This is a genomic window from Ensifer sp. R1-3 (assembly GCF_056739175.1).
Genome location: NZ_CP096515.1, coordinates 1465449 through 1483315 on the forward strand (window position 1 = coordinate 1465449; position 17867 = coordinate 1483315).

General features: G+C 62.8%; 16 protein-coding genes and 3 tRNA genes. 1 reads left to right on the forward strand and 18 read right to left on the reverse strand.

All coding sequences use genetic code 11. The annotated features are described in order from the left end of the window. Positions 1-3: 3 nt before the first annotated feature. The 17 genes from M1D43_RS07085 to M1D43_RS07165 all read right to left on the reverse strand — a co-directional run bounded on the left by M1D43_RS07085 (position 4) and on the right by M1D43_RS07165 (position 14920). The gene (locus M1D43_RS07085; protein WP_003531857.1) at positions 4-1515 is read right to left on the reverse strand and encodes an NADH-quinone oxidoreductase subunit M; all 1512 of its coding nucleotides are present in this window, start codon (positions 1513-1515) and stop codon (positions 4-6) included. Beyond that, positions 1515-3509, reverse strand: a complete 1995-nt coding sequence (gene nuoL / locus M1D43_RS07090; RefSeq protein WP_003531855.1) for an NADH-quinone oxidoreductase subunit L — start codon at positions 3507-3509, stop codon at positions 1515-1517. The genes M1D43_RS07085 and nuoL overlap by 1 nt, the downstream gene beginning before the upstream one ends. Positions 3510-3516: 7 nt before the next feature. After that, on the reverse strand, positions 3517-3825 hold the full coding sequence (nuoK, locus tag M1D43_RS07095) for an NADH-quinone oxidoreductase subunit NuoK (protein WP_003531854.1): 309 nt from the start codon (positions 3823-3825) through the stop codon (positions 3517-3519). 29 nt (positions 3826-3854) lie between these two features. After that, on the reverse strand, positions 3855-4469 hold the full coding sequence (locus M1D43_RS07100; RefSeq protein ID WP_003531851.1) for an NADH-quinone oxidoreductase subunit J: 615 nt from the start codon (positions 4467-4469) through the stop codon (positions 3855-3857). 151 nt (positions 4470-4620) lie between these two features. Further along, positions 4621-5112, reverse strand: coding sequence for an NADH-quinone oxidoreductase subunit NuoI (nuoI, locus tag M1D43_RS07105; protein WP_003531850.1), 492 nt, complete (start codon positions 5110-5112; stop codon positions 4621-4623). 64 nt (positions 5113-5176) lie between these two features. Beyond that, complete coding sequence (gene nuoH / locus M1D43_RS07110; RefSeq protein WP_003531848.1) at positions 5177-6220, reverse strand: NADH-quinone oxidoreductase subunit NuoH; 1044 nt, start codon at positions 6218-6220, stop codon at positions 5177-5179. A 20-nt stretch (positions 6221-6240) separates the two neighbouring features. Then, a complete protein-coding gene (gene nuoG / locus M1D43_RS07115) occupies positions 6241-8322 on the reverse strand; it encodes an NADH-quinone oxidoreductase subunit NuoG (protein WP_003531846.1) in 2082 nt (693 codons plus the stop codon). Between the two features lie 200 nt (positions 8323-8522). Further along, positions 8523-9167: a helix-hairpin-helix domain-containing protein gene (locus tag M1D43_RS07120; protein WP_153313281.1), complete on the reverse strand. Its 645-nt coding sequence runs from the start codon at positions 9165-9167 to the stop codon at positions 8523-8525. 6 nt (positions 9168-9173) lie between these two features. Then, positions 9174-10478, reverse strand: coding sequence for an NADH-quinone oxidoreductase subunit NuoF (nuoF, locus tag M1D43_RS07125; RefSeq protein WP_003531839.1), 1305 nt, complete (start codon positions 10476-10478; stop codon positions 9174-9176). A 14-nt stretch (positions 10479-10492) separates the two neighbouring features. Beyond that, on the reverse strand, positions 10493-11320 hold the full coding sequence (gene nuoE / locus M1D43_RS07130; RefSeq protein ID WP_010969146.1) for an NADH-quinone oxidoreductase subunit NuoE: 828 nt from the start codon (positions 11318-11320) through the stop codon (positions 10493-10495). Between the two features lie 16 nt (positions 11321-11336). Next, a complete protein-coding gene (locus M1D43_RS07135; RefSeq protein ID WP_153313282.1) occupies positions 11337-11591 on the reverse strand; it encodes a hypothetical protein in 255 nt (84 codons plus the stop codon). Continuing rightward, entirely contained in the window at positions 11591-12781 is a 1191-nt protein-coding gene (locus tag M1D43_RS07140; RefSeq protein WP_153313283.1) for an NADH-quinone oxidoreductase subunit D, read from the reverse strand. The genes M1D43_RS07135 and M1D43_RS07140 overlap by 1 nt, the downstream gene beginning before the upstream one ends. 56 nt (positions 12782-12837) lie before the next feature. Next, positions 12838-13443: an NADH-quinone oxidoreductase subunit C gene (locus tag M1D43_RS07145; RefSeq protein ID WP_003531830.1), complete on the reverse strand. Its 606-nt coding sequence runs from the start codon at positions 13441-13443 to the stop codon at positions 12838-12840. 17 nt (positions 13444-13460) lie between these two features. Continuing rightward, positions 13461-14039, reverse strand: a complete 579-nt coding sequence (locus tag M1D43_RS07150; RefSeq protein ID WP_003531828.1) for a NuoB/complex I 20 kDa subunit family protein — start codon at positions 14037-14039, stop codon at positions 13461-13463. Beyond that, positions 14030-14395: an NADH-quinone oxidoreductase subunit A gene (locus M1D43_RS07155; RefSeq protein WP_003531826.1), complete on the reverse strand. Its 366-nt coding sequence runs from the start codon at positions 14393-14395 to the stop codon at positions 14030-14032. The genes M1D43_RS07150 and M1D43_RS07155 overlap by 10 nt, the downstream gene beginning before the upstream one ends. Positions 14396-14697: 302 nt before the next feature. Then, positions 14698-14774, reverse strand: a tRNA-Asp gene (locus M1D43_RS07160). Positions 14775-14843: 69 nt separating this feature from the next. After that, a tRNA-Asp gene (locus M1D43_RS07165) sits at positions 14844-14920 on the reverse strand. Between the two features lie 443 nt (positions 14921-15363). Between M1D43_RS07165 and M1D43_RS07170 the strand changes: the two genes are divergently transcribed. Next, a tRNA-Val gene (locus M1D43_RS07170) sits at positions 15364-15439 on the forward strand. A 945-nt stretch (positions 15440-16384) separates the two neighbouring features. Here M1D43_RS07170 and M1D43_RS07175 read toward each other — a convergent pair. Next, on the reverse strand, positions 16385-17563 hold the full coding sequence (locus M1D43_RS07175) for an IS110 family RNA-guided transposase (protein ID WP_192923391.1): 1179 nt from the start codon (positions 17561-17563) through the stop codon (positions 16385-16387). Positions 17564-17867 lie beyond the last annotated feature (304 nt).

The following is a 17867-nucleotide window of genomic DNA, read 5'->3' on the forward strand; positions in this document are numbered from 1 at the left end:
TGATCATTGCACCGAAAGCGCAACGTCTTGCGCTGCCTGCAGGGCGGCGGCGTAGTTGTTGACGAGCAAGTCCACGGAGGCCGCGGTCGCGTCGAAGACCGGTGCCGGATAGACACCGAAGAAGATGGTCAGGATCACCAGCGGATAGAGAATGAGTTTCTCGCGCGCCGACAGATCGAGCAACGCCTTCAAGCTTTCCTTTTCCAGCGCACCGAAAATGACCCGGCGGTAGAGCCAGAGAGCGTAGGCGGCCGACAGAATGACGCCGGTCGTCGCGAACAGGGCGACCCAGGTGTTCGCTCGGAAGGCGCCCACCAGCGTCAGCACTTCGCCGACGAAGCCCGACGTTCCCGGAAGGCCCACATTGGCCATGGTGAAGACCATGAAGGCGACGGCATATTTCGGCATGTTGTTGACGAGGCCGCCATAGGCCGCGATCTCGCGCGTATGCAGCCGGTCATAGACGACGCCGACGCAAAGGAAGAGCGCGCCCGAGACGATGCCGTGCGACAGCATCTGGAAGATCGCACCCTGGACGCCCTGAACATTCGCCGCGAAGGTTCCCATCGTCACATAGCCCATATGCGCAACCGAGGAATAGGCGATGAGCTTCTTGATGTCGGTCTGCATCATCGCCACCAGCGAGGTGTAGATGATCGCAATGATCGACAGCGTGAAGACGAACGGCGCGAAGAAGTCGGACGCCAGCGGGAACATCGGCAGGGAGAAGCGCAGGAAGCCATAGCCGCCGAGCTTCAGGAGGATGCCGGCCAGGATGACCGAGCCTGCCGTCGGCGCCTGCACGTGCGCATCGGGAAGCCAGGTGTGCACCGGCCACATGGGCATCTTCACCGCGAAGGAAGCGAAGAAGGCAAGCCAGAGCCAGGTCTGCATTTCACGCGGGAACTGATAGGCCAGCAATTGCGTGATGTCGGTGGTGCCCGCCTGCCAGTACATCGCCATCATGGCGAGCAGCATCAGAACGGAACCGAGAAGCGTGTAGAGGAAGAACTTGTAGCTCGCGTAGACGCGCTCCTTGCCGCCCCAGACGCCGATGATGATGAACATCGGGATGAGGCCCGCCTCGAAGAAGACGTAGAAAAGGATGATGTCGAGAGACACGAAGACACCGAGCATCAGCGTTTCCAGGATCAGAAACGCGATCATGTACTCCTTCAGGCGCTTCTCGATCGTGACCCAGCTTGCCAGCACGCAGAACGGCATCAGGAATGCCGTCAGCGGGACGAAGAGTATGGAAATGCCGTCGACGCCCAGATGGTAGGAAATGCCGGTGCCGAGCCACTCCCGCTTCTCTACCATCTGGAAGCCCGGGTTCGACGGGTCGAACTGGTACCAGATGTAGAGCGACACGAGGAACGTGAAGACCGTCGTCAGCAGCGAGACGTTCAGGATGTTGCGGCGGCCGTAGGCGCTGTCTTCCCTTGTGAGCAGGAGAAGCAGAACGCCGACGAGCGGCATGAAGGTGACCGCGGAAAGTACGGGCCAATCGGTCATCAGAAGGAACTCCCGAGCATCATCCAGGTAACGAGCGCTGCAATACCGATCAGCATGGCGAACGCGTAGTGGTAAAGGTATCCGGTCTGCAGGCGGACCACCCGATCGGTCACGTCGAGAACGCGCGCAGCGATACCGTTCGGGCCGTACCCGTCGATCACCCGTCCGTCACCCTCCTTCCAGAGGAAGGTACCGAGGCGCTTGGCGCTGCGGACGAACAGGAAATCGTAGAGTTCGTCGAAATACCACTTGTTGAGCAGGAACTGGTAAAGCCCGCGATGCTGCTCGGCGAGATATTTCGGCGTCTCCGGCGAGCGGATGTACATGTACCAGGCCGTGAAGAGACCGAGCGCCATGGCCGCAAACGGGCTCCATTTCACCCATAGCGGAACGTGGTGATACTCCTCGAGAAGTTCGTTTTCGGCCGACGTGAACAGAGCGCCCTGCCAAAATTCGGCGTAGTGGTGACCGAAGAAATAGTCGTGGAAGAGGAAGCCCGCAACGAGGGCGCCGGCGGCCAGGATGTAGAGGGGCACCAGCATGACCTGGGGCGACTCGTGGACGTGATGCATGACGTCGGAGGAAGCGCGCGGCTTGCCGTGGAACGTCATGAAGGTCAGGCGCCAGGAGTAGAAGCTGGTGAAGAGCGCTGCGATGACCAGCAGCACGAAGGCCAGACCGGAAACGACGCTATGCGACGCGAAGGCGGATTCGATGATCGCATCCTTCGAGAAGAAGCCCGCCGTGCCGATGACCGTACCGGGAATGCCGACACCGGTGAGCGCGATCGTACCGATGAACATCATCCAGTAGGTGACCGGAATATGCGTGCGCAGTCCGCCCATGTAACGCATGTCCTGCTCGCCGTCGACGGCGTGGATGACCGAGCCCGCGCCCAGGAACAGGAGCGCCTTGAAGAAGGCATGCGTGAAGAGGTGGAAGATCGCCGCGCCATAGGCGCCGACACCGAGCGCGACGAACATGTAGCCGAGCTGCGAGCAGGTCGAATAGGCGATGACGCGCTTGATGTCGTTCTGGACGAGACCGACCGTCGCCGCAAAGAATGCGGTGATCGCGCCGATCAGCGTGACGACCGTCAGGGCGTCCGGCGACAGCTCGAAGAGCGGCGACATGCGGGCGACGAGGAAGACGCCCGCGGTCACCATGGTTGCGGCATGGATAAGGGCCGAAACCGGGGTCGGGCCTTCCATGGCGTCCGGCAGCCAGGTGTGCAGCAGGAACTGCGCCGACTTGCCCATCGCGCCCATGAAGAGCAGCAGGCAGGTGGCCGTCAGGGCATGCCCCTTGTCGAGCTGCATTCCGAAGAGATTGATGACCGCATCCCCCGCCGCAGCACCCTCGGCCGGCAGATAGTTCTGCGCGGCGGCGAAGATGGTCTCGAAATTGATCGAGCCGAAGAGGACGAAGACGCAGAAGATGCCGAGCGAGAAGCCGAAGTCGCCGACGCGGTTGACGATGAAGGCCTTCATCGCCGCCGCATTGGCGGACGGCTTCTTGTACCAGAAGCCGATCAGCAGGTATGATGCGAGACCCACGCCTTCCCAGCCGAAGAACATCTGCAGCAGATTGTCCGACGTGATGAGCATCAGCATCGCGAAGGTGAAGAGCGACAGATAGGCGAAGAAGCGCGGCCGGTTCGGATCGTGGTGCATGTATCCGATCGAATAGATGTGCACCAGGGTCGAAACCGTGTTGACGACGACGAACATGACGGCCGTCAGCGTGTCGACGCGGAAAGCCCATTCGACATCGAAGCTTCCGGACTGGATCCAGCGCAGCACCGAAACCTTGATCATCTCCTCCTCGCCGAGAGCGACGTGGAAGAAGACGAACCAGGAGAGCGCGGCGGTGACGAGCATCAGGCCGCTGGTCACATATTCGGATGCCTTGGCGCCGATCTGCGTGCCGAGAAGGCCGGCGATCAGGAAGCCGATCAGAGGCAGGAAAACGATAGCCTTGACGATGGTATCCATAGCCCTGTCAGCCCTTCATCATGTTGACGTCTTCGACGGCGATCGAGCCGCGGTTGCGGTAGAAGACGACGAGAATTGCAAGTCCGATCGCGGCTTCGGCCGCCGCAACGGTCAGGATGAACAGCGCGAACACCTGGCCGGTGATGTCGTTCAGGAAGGCCGAGAAGGCCACCATGTTGATGTTGACGGCCAGCAGGATGAGCTCCACCGACATGAGGATGATGATGACGTTCTTCCGGTTGAGGAAGATGCCGAAGACGCCGAGCGTGAACAGAATGGCGCTGACGGTCAGATAGTGGGAAATTCCGATTTCCATAAGTGTAGTCCCTCGACCTCGCGTCCCGATTAGATGCCCTGCCCCGGCTTGACCGTAACCACCTCGACGGCGGTTTCGGGGGTGCGGGCAACCTGTTGCGGAATGCTCTGACGCTTGATGTTCTGACGGTGACGCAGGGTCAGCACGATGGCGCCTATCATGGCGACGAGCAGCACGAGCCCCGCGATCTGGAAGAAATAGACGTAATGGGTATAGAGGACATCGCCGAGCGCGGCGGTGTTGGTGCGCTCGCTGGGTGCCGGTATCGGCATTGCGATGCCCTTGGCGATCTCAGGTGAGAAGGCCGAGCCGCCGACAACGACGATCAGTTCGGCGGCAAGGATCAGCCCGATCAGCGCGCCGATCGGCGCATATTCGAGCACGCCGGCGCGAAGCTCGGTAAAGTCGATATCGAGCATCATGACCACGAAGAGGAAGAGAACCGCGACGGCCCCGACATAGACCACCAGCAGGATCATCGCCAGGAACTCGGCACCGGTCAGCAGGAAGAGTCCGGCCGCGTTGAAGAAGGTCAGGATCAGGAACAGAACCGAATAGACCGGATTCCTGGCCGCGATGACCATGAATGCCGACGCCACGGCGATGAAGGCAAAGAGATAGAAAAAAAGAGCCTGCAGACCCATGATCGGTGCCTTTTTCGTCTTGCTGGCGTGAAGGCCCCCAGGCCCGCACTCCATGAGGCAAAGCCGGACCACATGTCCGGCCGATGCCCAAACCCGTTTTGCATGCACCGTCTTCGATCAAGCGGCGCGATGCTGCGTTGCGCGAATGGCCTCAGCGGTAGGGCGAGTCCATCGCAATGTTGCGCGCGATTTCCCGCTCCCACCGGTCACCGTTGGCGAGCAGCTTCTCCTTGTCGTAGTAGAGCTCTTCGCGCGTCTCGGTGGAGAACTCGAAGTTCGGCCCCTCGACGATCGCATCGACCGGGCAGGCTTCCTGGCAGAAGCCGCAATAGATGCACTTCACCATATCGATGTCGTAACGCACCGTGCGGCGCGTGCCGTCGTTGCGGCGCGGCCCGGCCTCGATGGTGATGGCCTGCGCAGGACAGATCGCCTCGCACAGCTTGCAGGCGATGCAACGCTCTTCGCCGTTGGGATAACGGCGCAGCGCGTGCTCGCCGCGGAAGCGCGGACTCACGGGCCCCTTCTCGAAGGGATAGTTCAAGGTCGCCTTCGGACGGAAGAAATAGCGCATCGACAGAAGGAATGCGCCGACGAATTCCTTGAGGAACAGCGAGCTGACGGCGTTCGAAAGACCGGCCATCATTAACCTCCAAACTTGCCGGTCTGGGAGAAACCGGCGGTATGCAGCGAAGCTTGAGCGGCCATCATGCCCAGCCCGTCAGCTTCAGGACGAATGCGACGATGACGACCATCGCCAGCGAAAGCGGCAGGAAGACCTTCCAGCCGAGGCGCATCAGCTGGTCGTAGCGGTAGCGCGGGACGAAGGCTTTCACCATGGCGAACATGAAGAACACCAGCGACGCCTTCAGCACGAACCAGATGATGCCCGGGACCCAGTTCAGGAGCCAGATGTCGACCGGAGGCAGCCAGCCGCCGAGGAACAGGATCGTCGTCAGCGCGCACATCAGGCAGATCGCCGCGTATTCGCCGAGCATGAACATCATGTACGGGGTCGAGCCGTATTCGACCATGAAGCCGGCGACGAGTTCCGATTCGGCTTCCGGAAGGTCGAAGGGCGGACGGTTCGTCTCGGCGAGCGCCGAGATGAAGAAGATGATGAACATCGGGAAGAGCGACAGCCAGTGCCAGTCGAGGAACGAGGCAGGCAGGCCGAGCATGGTGCCGAGACCGTCGTTCTGCGCGTTTACGATGTCCGTCAGATTGAGCGAGCCGACGCAGAGCAGCACAGTGACGATGACGAAGCCGATCGAGACCTCGTAGGACACCATCTGCGCCGCGGAGCGCAATGCGCCGAGGAAGGGATATTTCGAGTTGGACGCCCAGCCGCCCATGATGATGCCATAAACCTCGAGAGAAGATATGGCGAAGACGAAGAGGATGCCGACATTGATGTTCGCGATCACCCAGTTCGCATTGAGCGGAATGACCGCCCAGGCGGCGAGCGCCAGCGTCACGGAAACGAGCGGCGCGAGCAGAAAGATCGTCTTGTTGGCGCCGGCCGGGATGACCGGCTCCTTGAAGACGAATTTCAAAAGGTCGGCGAAGGACTGGAACAGCCCAAAGGGACCGACGACGTTAGGGCCGCGGCGAAGCTGCACGGCCGCCCAGATCTTCCGGTCGGCGAGCAGGACATAGGCGATGAAAAGCAGCAGCGCGACCAGAAGCAGGAGCGACTGGCCGATCATGATGGCCGTGGGCCAGACATAGGTTGAAAAGAAAGCGTCCATGATGCTCTATTCCCTCGCGCTCATTCCGCGGCAGCTTTGAAATTGTTGCGCGCCAAGGCCGAGCATTCGGCCATGACGGCGGATGCGCGCGCTATCGGGTTCGTCAAATAGAAGTCTTTGACCGGAGACGCAAACACGGATTTCGCCATCGCACCGGCTTTTTGCGCAAGTGCGGCAATTTCGTCGCTGCTGCCGGCGGCGATCTCGTCGACTGCAGCGAAATGCGGATGGGCCGCATAGAGCTTCGCGCGCAATTCGCCGAGCGAATCGAAAGGCAGCTTCCTGCCGAGCACGTCGGAAAGCGCGCGGATGATCGCCCAGTCCTCGCGGGCTTCACCCGGTGCGAAAGCGGCGCGGTTGCCCATCTGGACGCGTCCCTCGGTATTGACCCAGGTGCCGGACTTTTCCGTGTAGGTCGCGGCGGGAAGAATGACATCCGCCGCATGCGCGCCGTTGTCGCCGTGCGAGCCGATGTAAACGGTGAAGCCGGCCTTCCTGGCCGAGAGATCGATTTCGTCGGCACCCAGCAGGAAAAGGACATCCATGGCGTCGACCATTTCGCCCGCCGACTTGCCGCCCTGACCGGGAACGAAGCCGAGATCGAGACCGCCGACGCGGGCGGCCGCACTGTGAAGCACGGCAAATCCGTTCCACTCGGCGTTCACCGCGCCAACGGCAACGGCGAGCTTCGCCGCATTGGCGAGAACGGCCGCACCGCCCTCCCCTGCCAGGGCCCCCTGGCCGACGATGATCAGCGGACGCGCGGCCTTTTCCAACGTCGCGAAGAACGTCCCCTTGCCGGAAACGAGTTCGGCGAGCGTGTCGGTACCCGCACCCAGATATTCGTATTCGTAACGCAGCTCACCCGCCTCACCGATCACACCGATGGGGAAATTGGCCATGCGGTAGCGCTTGCGGATGCGGGCATTGAGGACCGACGCTTCGAAGCGCGGATTCGAGCCGATGATGAGCAGCGCATCGGCGCTTTCGATACCCTGGATCGTCGGGTTGAAGATGTAGCTCGAGCGGCCGAACGACGGATCGAGCGCTGCGCCGTCCTGCCGGCAGTCGAGGTTCCCGGAGCCGAGCGAGGAGACGAGCTCCTTCAGCGCATACATTTCCTCGACCGAGGCGAGATCGCCGGCGATCGCGCCGATCCTGTCGCCGGACGTTCCGGCAACGGCGGTCTTGATCGCCTGGAAGGCTTCGCCCCAGCTTGCCGGCTGCAGGCGTCCATCCTTCTTGACATAGGGGCGGTCCAGGCGCTGCGTCTTCAGCCCGTCCCAGATGAAGCGCGTCTTGTCGGAGATCCACTCTTCGTTGATCTCCTCGTTGACGCGCGGCATGATCCGCATGACTTCGCGGCCGCGCGTATCGACGCGGATGGCCGAGCCGACCGCGTCCATGACATCGATCGATTCCGTCTTGCCGAGCTCCCACGGGCGCGCGGTGAAGGAGAAGGGCTTGGAGGTCAGCGCACCGACCGGGCACAGGTCGACGACGTTGCCCTGCAGTTCCGAGGTCATCGCCTGTTCGAGATAGGTGGTGATCTCGGCATCCTCGCCGCGGCCGATCAGGCCGAGTTCGGCGATGCCGGCGACTTCCGTCGTGAAACGCACGCAGCGCGTGCAGTGAATGCAGCGGTTCATCACCGTCTTGACGAGCGGACCGATATATTTGTCCTCGACCGCGCGCTTGTTTTCCTGATAGCGCGAGCTGTCGATGCCGAAGGCCATCGCCTGGTCCTGCAGGTCGCACTCGCCGCCCTGGTCGCAGATCGGGCAGTCGAGCGGGTGGTTGATGAGCAGGAACTCCATGACGCCTTCGCGCGCCTTCTTGACCATCGGCGTGGTCGTGAAGACTTCCGGCACCTCGCCGTTCGGACCGGGACGAAGGTCGCGCACGCCCATGGCGCAGGAAGCCGCCGGCTTCGGGGGTCCGCCCTTGACCTCGATCAGACACATGCGGCAGTTGCCGGCAACCGAAAGCCGCTCATGGAAACAGAAGCGCGGGACCTCGGCGCCGGCCTCCTCGCATGCCTGAAGCAGCGTGAAATGATCCGGGACCTCGATCTCTTTTCCGTCGACTTTCAGCTTTGCCATCTTCGTACTCAATCCTGTCTTCAGTCCGTCTGCTCTTCTACAGCGCCGCGCGTCTTGTCAGGCGCGCAAGGATCGCTGCGGCACTTTGGTTTGCTGCATGTTTCCTTTAACCGGCTACGATTAAAGGAAACATGCAGTAGGCGACGGACAATTTCTTCACGGTCTCGCCGCTTGCCGTGACGACCGCACGGGTCGTCACGTTATTTCTCTCGCGCTCCCGTGAGCGCCTTTGCCTGCCCGATCCAATCGTCGCGGACCACGCGGCCGGCAAGGCCGAGTTCGCTATCCAGTCGCTCCACGTCGGCCCTGCTCAGGGCGGCGATGTCGGCGAAGCGGAAAATGCCCCTCCCGTTCAGCACCTGCTCGAGCTTGGGGCCGATGCCGGAGATACGCTTCAGGTCGTCGTTTGCGAGGCTTGCCACCGGTGCCGCAGCCCGCTTGACGGGCCTGCGCGATTTGCGCGTCTCGCCCGCGGAGACCGGAGCTTTCCGCGCCTGCGCCGCCTTTTGCGGTCTTGCGACCGGAGCAGGCTTGGAGACCTCCGCCTGATCGGGCGCGGCAACGCTTTTCTGCAGCGTGCTGGCCGCCCCCTGCATCGCGCCGAACATCATGCCGGCGATGTGACTGGACAGACCGAAGCCGAGAGCCGTCGCCGCTGCAACGGCCGCCGCCGGATGCGCCATCAACGGATGCAATCCGACGCTTGGCAAGCCGGCGTTCGACAGGTTCTTCATCCATTCGCCCATGCCGAACGGATCGGCCGGGTCGGCGCCCTGAGTCCATGCGAATGGACCGGCCGCGCTCGCGGCTGTCCTCTCCTGTCCGTCCTTGCGTGCCCCAGCCATGGTTTCTTACTCCGCCGCCTCCAGCACGGCGCCATGCGAGGTCGCATTGCGCGTGTATTCGTCGATCCGCTTCTCCATTTCCGGACGGAAATGCTTGATAAGGCCCTGGATCGGCCATGCCGCCGCATCGCCGAGCGCGCAGATCGTGTGGCCCTCGACCTGCTTCGTCACGTCGAAGAGCATGTCGATCTCGCGCTTCTGGGCGCGGCCCTGCACCATGCGCTCCATGACGCGCATCATCCAGCCGGTGCCTTCGCGGCAGGGCGTGCACTGGCCGCAGCTCTCGTGCTTGTAGAAGGCCGACAGCCGCCAGATCGCCTTGATGATGTCGGTCGACTTGTCCATGACGATGACGGCAGCCGTGCCGAGGCCCGAGCCGAGCTCGCGCAGGCCGTCATAATCCATGATCGCGTCCTTCATCTGCGCGCCGGGCACGCAGGGGACCGAAGAGCCGCCGGGGATGACCGCCAGCAGATTGTCCCAGCCGCCGCGAATGCCGCCGCAGTGCTTCTCGATCAGCTCATGGAACGGGATCGACATCGCGTCCTCGACCGTGCAAGGGCGATTGACGTGGCCGGAAACCGAATAGAGCTTGGTGCCGTGGTTGTTGGGGCGGCCGAAGCTCGTGTACCAGCCGGCGCCGCGGCGCAGGATGGTCGGCGTCACCGCAATCGACTCGACATTGTTGACCGTCGTCGGGCAACCATAAAGGCCCATATTCGCCGGGAAAGGCGGCTTCAGGCGCGGCTGGCCTTTCTTGCCTTCGAGGCTTTCGAGCAGCGCCGTCTCCTCGCCGCAGATATAGGCGCCGGCACCGTGATGCACGTAAATGTCGATGTCGTAGCCGAGCTTGTTGTTCTTGCCGAGCAGGCCGTATTCATAGCATTCGTCGATCGCCGCCTGCAGCGCTTCGCGCTCGCGGATGAACTCGCCGCGGACGTAGATATAGGCGGCATGCGCACCCATGGCGAAGCTCGCAATCACGCAGCCTTCGATCAGCGTGTGCGGATCGTGGCGCATGATGTCGCGGTCCTTGCAGGTACCGGGCTCGGATTCGTCGGCATTGACGACGAGATAATGCGGGCGCCCGTCGCTTTCCTTTGGCATGAAGGACCATTTGAGACCGGTCGGGAAGCCGGCGCCGCCGCGGCCGCGAAGGCCGGAGGCCTTCACCTCGTTGATGATCCAGTCGCGGCCCTTTTCGAGGAACTGCTTCGTGCCGTCCCAATGGCCGCGCGCCATCGCGCCCCTCAACGACTTGTCCTTGAGGCCGTAGATGTTGGTAAAGATGCGATCTTCATCTCTAAGCATGGGGTATCACCTCTTCACCGCGGCTTCTTCGCGGGCTTCGACTTATCGACCGTTTCGCCCTCGATCTTGACGTTCTTCGCCGCCGCCTTCCTGGCGGTGGCCGGCGTCTTCAAGGTCGGGTTGGTGACGTCCGTCGCGGTCGACGGCTTTGCCGCGTTCGACGGAGGCACGCTCACCGCCTGTTCGTCCTTCGCCTTGCTCGCGCGGACCGATTTCTTCTCTTCGACCGGCTCCGGCGCCTGCAACGTCGTCAGGCCGCCGATCGGCGCGGAATAGACGCGGTCGATCTGCGGGCCCGGAACGACTTCCGACCCTTTGCCGGCCTCGAAGCGGTCGATGATCTCCTCGAGCCGCTCCGGCGTCAGATCCTCGAACGTGTCCTTGAAGATCATGACCATCGGCGCGTTGACGCAGGCGCCCTGACATTCGACCTCTTCCCAGGAAAGCGTGCCGCCCTCATTGAGGGTGAACGGTTCGCTGGCGATCTTCTTCTTGCAGATCTTGATCAGGTCTTCGGCGCCGCGCAGCATGCAGGGCGTGGTGCCGCAGACCTGGACATGGGCACGCGTTCCGACCGGCTGCAGCTGGAATTGCGTATAGAAGGTAGCGACTTCGAGGACGCGGATATAGGCCATGCCGAGCATGTCGGCGACCGACTCGATCGCCGCCCTCGTCACCCAGCCATCCTGCTCCTGAGCGCGCATCAGCAGGGGAATGACCGCCGACTGCTCGCGGCCTTCGGGATATTTCTTGATCGTTGCCTCGGCCCAGGCAGCATTTTCCTTGCTGAACGCGAAGGCCGCTGGCTGGACTGTGTCTTCGGCTAGTCGACGAACGGACATTCTAGTGGACACCTTATCAGTTAATCGAACCGCACCGCGATTTCGTCAGCGAGACAAATTCGCAGGCATAGGCTGACTGGTCTTTCTGCAAAAACACGATGTAGCGCGCGCCGTTGTTGACGGCTGCCTTGATCTCGTAGCCCCTCGACAGGAGCGCCGACATGCTGCCGCCCCTGAGCGCAGCGAACGACTCGCTGCCGACGTCTTCCTGGGCCGAAGCCCCGGAGGCGAGCGCAAGAAGTCCGACAGCGACGAGCGGCACCAGACGCATCAGCGATCCACCTCGCCGAAAACGATATCGAGGGAGCCCAGCACGGCCGAAACATCGGCAAGCTGGTGTCCGCGACAGAGGAAGTCCATCGCCTGAAGATGCGCGTAACCCGGAGCGCGGATCTTGCAGCGATACGGCTTGTTGGTGCCGTCGGAGATCAGATAGACGCCGAACTCGCCCTTGGGCGCCTCGACCGCGGCGTAGACCTCGCCGGCGGGCACGTGATAGCCCTCGGTATAGAGCTTGAAGTGATGGATCAGCGCCTCCATCGACCGCTTCATCTCGCCGCGCTTCGGCGGCACGATCTTGCCGTCGAGCGAGGAGACCGGACCGATCTTGGCATCGCCGAGCAGGCGATCGACGCACTGGCGCATGATGCGCGCCGACTGGCGCATTTCGATCATGCGGATGAGATAGCGGTCGAAGCAGTCGCCGTTCTTGCCGATCGGAATGTCGAACTCCAGGTCGGAATAGCATTCATAGGGCTGCGAACGGCGCAGGTCCCAGGCCGCACCCGAGCCGCGCACCATCACGCCCGAGAAACCCCAGGCCCAGGCGTCTTCGAGGCTGACGACGCCGATATCGACGTTGCGCTGCTTGAAGATGCGGTTGCCGGTCAGAAGCTCGTCGATATCGTCGACGGTCTTCAGGAACGGGTCGATCCAGTTGCCGATGTCTTCGACCAGTTGGTGCGGCAGGTCCTGATGTACGCCGCCCGGACGGAAATAGGCCGCGTGCATGCGCGCGCCGCAGGCCCGCTCGTAGAAGACCATCAGCTTCTCGCGCTCCTCGAAGCCCCAGAGCGGCGGCGTGAGCGCGCCGACGTCCATGGCCTGAGTCGTCACGTTGAGGAGATGCGACAGGATACGGCCGATCTCGGAATAGAGAACGCGGATCAGCTGACCGCGGATCGGCACTTGCGTACCGGTCAATCTTTCGACCGCAAGCGCGAAGGCGTGCTCCTGGTTCATCGGCGCGACATAGTCGAGCCGGTCGAAATAGGGTATCGCCTGCAGATAGGTCTTGGCCTCGATCAGCTTCTCCGTGCCGCGATGCAGGAGGCCGATATGCGGATCGACGCGCTCGACGATCTCGCCGTCAAGCTCCAGCACCAGACGCAGAACGCCGTGCGCCGCCGGATGCTGCGGGCCGAAGTTGATGTTGAAGTTGCGGACGTTATGTTCGGTCATACCGATTGCTCCAGGCCGGATGGCGTCCTTCGCGGACTGCCGCGGGCCGACTTAATTCAGCGTGGTCTCGCCTTTTCGTCGCCGGGCAGCACGTATTCCGTGCCTTCCCAGGGCGAAAGAAAGTCGAAATTGCGGAATTCCTGCTTCAGCTCGACGGGTTCGTAGACGACGCGCTTGGCTTCGTTGTCGTAACGCACCTCGACGAAACCGGTCAGCGGGAAGTCCTTGCGCAGCGGATAGCCTTCGAAGCCGTAGTCCGTCAGGATGCGCCTCAGATCCGGGTGACCGGTGAAGAGGATGCCATACATGTCATAGGCTTCGCGCTCGAACCAGTCGGCGCCGGGGAAAACTGACGTCGCCGACGGGACGGGCTCGTTCTCGCCGGTCGCAACCTTCACGCGGACGCGCTGGTTCTGGCGCGGCGAGAGAAGATGATAGACGACATCGAAGCGGTCCGGGCGCTGCGGATAATCGACCCCGCAGACATCGATGAAGCTGACGAAACCACACTGGACGTCGTCGCGCAGGAAAGTCAGGAGCGCGATGAGGTTCTCGGCTTTCGCCGTCACCGTCAGTTCGCCGTATTTGACCTCCGCATCGGCGATCAGCGCGCCACGCGCCTCGCGGAGATAGGAGGCAAGCTCGTTCAGGGCTTCACTCATCTTAAGTTCCCCTGCCCTTAGCGCTCGATCGTGCCGGTCCGGCGGATCTTCTTCTGCAGCAGAAGCACGCCGTAAAGCAGCGCTTCTGCCGTGGGAGGACAGCCAGGCACATAGATGTCGACGGGCACGACGCGGTCGCAGCCGCGCACAACCGAATAGGAATAGTGGTAGTAGCCGCCGCCATTGGCGCAGGAGCCCATCGAGATCACGTAACGCGGCTCGGGCATCTGGTCGTAGACCTTGCGCAGCGCGGGCGCCATCTTGTTGGTGAGCGTGCCGGCGACGATCATGACGTCGGACTGACGCGGCGAGGCGCGCGGCGCAAAACCGAAGCGTTCGGCATCGTAACGCGGCATCGACATCTGCATCATTTCGACCGCGCAGCAGGCGAGACCGAAAGTCATCCACATCAGCGAACCGGTTCGGGCCCAGTTGATCAGCTCGTCGGTCGAGGTGACGAGAAAGCCCTTGTCGGCGAGCTCGTTGTTGATCTCGCCGAAGAAAGCGTCATTGCTGCCGATCGGCTTGCCGGTCGCGGGATCGAGGATCCCCTTGGGCTGCGGCGCAACGAGCGTGGTGCCGGATGCTAATTCCATTCCAGCGCTCCCTTCTTCCATTCATAGATAAAGCCGACCGTCAGGACCAGAAGGAAGACCATCATCGACCAGAAGCCGAACCAGCCCATCTCCTTGAACGAAACCGCCCATGGGAAGAGGAAGGCGACTTCGAGATCGAAGATGATGAAAAGGATCGACACGAGATAGAAGCGGACGTCGAACTTCATGCGGGCGTCGTCGAACGCATTGAAGCCGCACTCGTAAGCCGACAGTTTTTCCGAATCAGGCGCCTTGAAGGCGACGGCGAAAGGAGCGACCAGAAGTGCGAGGCCGATCACCAGCGCGATCCCAATGAAAATCGCGATCGGTACGTAGGAACCGAGAAGTTCTGTCATTTTATCCGTCCCTGCCTGCGGAGGGCGCCATGAAAGCGCTTCAACGAAGAATGCCGCAGGCCGAAAAGCATGTTGCAACGCCAGAGTGGTTAGCGCAGCCGGCGCCCGGGCGCAAGCCTCGAAGGGGCATTTAAACCGGTTCGCGGCGCATAGCGGACATGCGCCCACCGCGGGATGCGGGGCAATGCGCGCAATCGCGGGAAACCGGGCCTCCCGGCGCCAGGAATTCCGCGGCGAGACACTTTGCCGCAATGCAAAAAAAGGAAGTACCGAAAAAGGGAGACGGCCACTCGAGAAGAGAATGGCGCGAGTGACGGGGCTCGAACCCGCGACCTCCGGCGTGACAGGCCGGCACTCTAACCGACTGAGCTACACCCGCGCATTATGGCCATCGCTGGCCATTATCTCATCATCGGCACTTTTTGAGAATGCCGCAGTCTTTCAAGAGTGGCGCGAGTGACGGGGCTCGAACCCGCGACCTCCGGCGTGACAGGCCGGCACTCTAACCGACTGAGCTACACCCGCATCTCTTGACGTTCCAGACGCGCTCGCGCGCCCCTGCCCGAAGCGGCCTTGCCGTTCGATGAGCGGCTAACTAAGCGGTTCGCTTTGGGGTGTCAAGCGCGATTGAAAACAAATCCGTGACGGAACGTTTTTTGGTCCACAGCATGTCTTTTCGGAAGGATTTGGCCGCCTGTGGAAGCACGCTCCAAAGGTGAGCACCCGTTCACCCCCTCGGGGGCTCGCCCTCCTTATATATATGCGGGCCCAGCGGAGCGACCAACAATGCGCCGCCTGCCTCGATAACTGCCGCTCGTCGCCGCCCTATTTGTCCACAGGCTTCATAACGGGCGCCCCGGCCCGCGATAAAAAATTCGAAAAAATCGCTCGAACGCTCTTGCGGTTTTCGCCGGTTACGCATAGATCACGCCCACCGACGCGGCGGACACTTGTCCGGCAACGCGAGAGGGCGATTAGCTCAGTTGGTAGAGCGCCTCGTTTACACCGAGGATGTCGGGAGTTCGAGTCTCTCATCGCCCACCATTTTTCCATATGGCAGGCAATGTTGGCGCAGGTGGCTCCCGCGAGTCGTCTAACCGCTTTTTGAACCGCAGCGATGCCGGAAGCCGCGCTGTCTGCGTATCGCCGCCCTCCGACCGTCATTCCTGTGCCTGCCACAGGAATCCAGCAAAGCCAAGTCCTTGGGCGAACAGGCTTTTCCGCGCCGCAGACGCGGCGCTGCTGGATCCCTGTGACGAGCACAGGGATGAGGAGGAGGGAGTGCCGTCCTCAGAGCACCTCCCGTAGGCCGTACGGAAGTCAGGAGACTGCGCGCGTATCCCCAGGTGAACGTTGATGTAGCCCCGCAACCCCCCTCATTCCTGTGCTTGTCACAGGAATCCAGCCAGCCCAAGTCCTTGGGCTGAAAAACTCGCAGGCGATGGGCGGGCGGTGACCTGCCGGGAGACGACGGACAGGGCTGGTTTCGTCGCCCCTCACATGAGGAATTCGCTGTCAATCCCTGCCGTGTAAGAGGACTTTCCTCGTTGTTCGACGGGTGCGGTCTTCCTCTCGTCCCGACCTTGTGCGTTTTTCTGGGATCGGGGGTGGATCGGGGCAAGGGTCGGCCATCGGCCGGCCGCGCAGCGGCTTGCCCTTGCGGCGATCCACCCCCGATCCCACGATGGCGTGTCGGTCGGGGGTCCGTGGTTGCATGCCCGTGTGTCGAGGCATTGCCGCGTTGCCTGCGATCGTTTTCGCGAGAAGCCGGGGAGCCCTTGTCACCATGCGCGTCGGACGGGCCGTTCGGCGCATAACCTCACATACGGTCGCCGCCGGCCGGCGGCTGCACCAATCTTCCGCTTGCAGCGGGAGGGCTCGGGAGAACGGGACCAGTCTCATCCACGGCGTTGTCTGCCAAGGGGCAGTCGGTTCGTTCACCCGGATTCTCCGAAGCCGATCAGGCTGCGGAGAAAGCGTGCAGCGGCATCAGGCGGTGGTCATCGCCATGCCCTCGATGTCGACGCCTTGGGTGACGTATTTCCACACCGCCACGAGAAGCTTGCGCGCCAGCGCTGTGATCATCACCTTTTTGAAGCGGCCGCCGTTCTGCCTGACCCGGTCGTGGAACCAGCGGCTGAGTGCGGTCTGCGGCTGATGGCGCAGCCACAGCCAGGCCAGCTGGATCAGCGTCGCGCGCAGCCGCGGATTGCCCGCCTTGGAGACGCCCTGCTCGTAATCGATCGTGCCGCTTCGCCAGGGCGTCGGCGCCAGTCCGGCATAGGCGGCTACTTGCCGGCGGTTGGCGAACGGCCGGAACAGGCCTTCGGTGAAGAGGACGCTGGCAAAGCCCAGGCCGATGCCCTTGATCTCGAGTAGCCGCGCCATGACGGCGGCGTCCGTCCCACTGGCGGCCGCCTGCGCCTCGGCCGCCAGTGCCTTGAGCGCCGCCAGCAGCGCCTTCAACTGCTCAAGAAGCAATTCCAGCCGCTCGAGCAGCCGCGCGAGTTGCGCCTGCAGATGCGGCCCGAGCGCACGTCCGTCGCCGCCGCGCAGCTCCGCCAGGCGCTGCCGGCGGTCGCGGCGCAGCGGCCGGTAGTCGCGGATCCCCTGGGCGAACAGCAGGCCCTTGATGCGGTTGACCGCGCGGACGCGCTCGGCGGTCAATTCCTGGCGCTCCCGCACCAGCCGGCGGCGATCCTCATGCTCCGGCGTCGGCGCCTTGACCATCGCGCAGACGCGCGGCTCGCCGCGCTTGAAGGCCAGCAGCGTGCGCACCAGCATCTCGCCATCGATCCGGTCCGTCTTCGTCCGCCGGCGCCGCCGCGGCATGGCGATCGAGGCAGGATCGACGACATGGCTCTCGATCCCCTCGGCCTCCAGAGCCCGGTGGATCCAGAAGCCGTCGAGACCGGCCTCCTGGACGACGATCACCGGAAAGCGGCGACCGGTGCGCGCCTCGGCCTTGCGCCTGAGCGTCGCGAAGCGTTCGAGAAGCCCGGCCAGATCGCCGCCATCCACCTGGTGCCGCGACATCTTCTCGCCCCCGCCCGGCGACAGCGACGTCACCAGCCATGTCGACCGCGACAGTTCCAATGAAACGAAAATTGCGCCAAGATCAGTGCGGATAGTGCCCGTGCAATCGGGGCTTCGTGTAATCACAGCCATGAGACCCTCCAAGGTGCTGGGTTGGTAACACCACCACTTTGGCAAAAGCCGCGGCGCTATCCACCCCCTCATGGAATCTCATCCGGCTGCCGGCCACCTTCTCCCCGCAAGCGGGGCGAAGGGGACTCGCGGCGTGGCTCTGCACTTAGCCGCTCACGGGGGAGCGGCGGGCCCGAGGCTTGCCCCTTCTCCCCGTCATACGGGGAGAAGGTCGCGGCAGCGGGATGAGGGGCTGCGACGAATCGAAAACACCCGGCGCAGCAGGTCCGTTACCCCTCCCGCCATAAGCGTGGAAAAGCCCGGG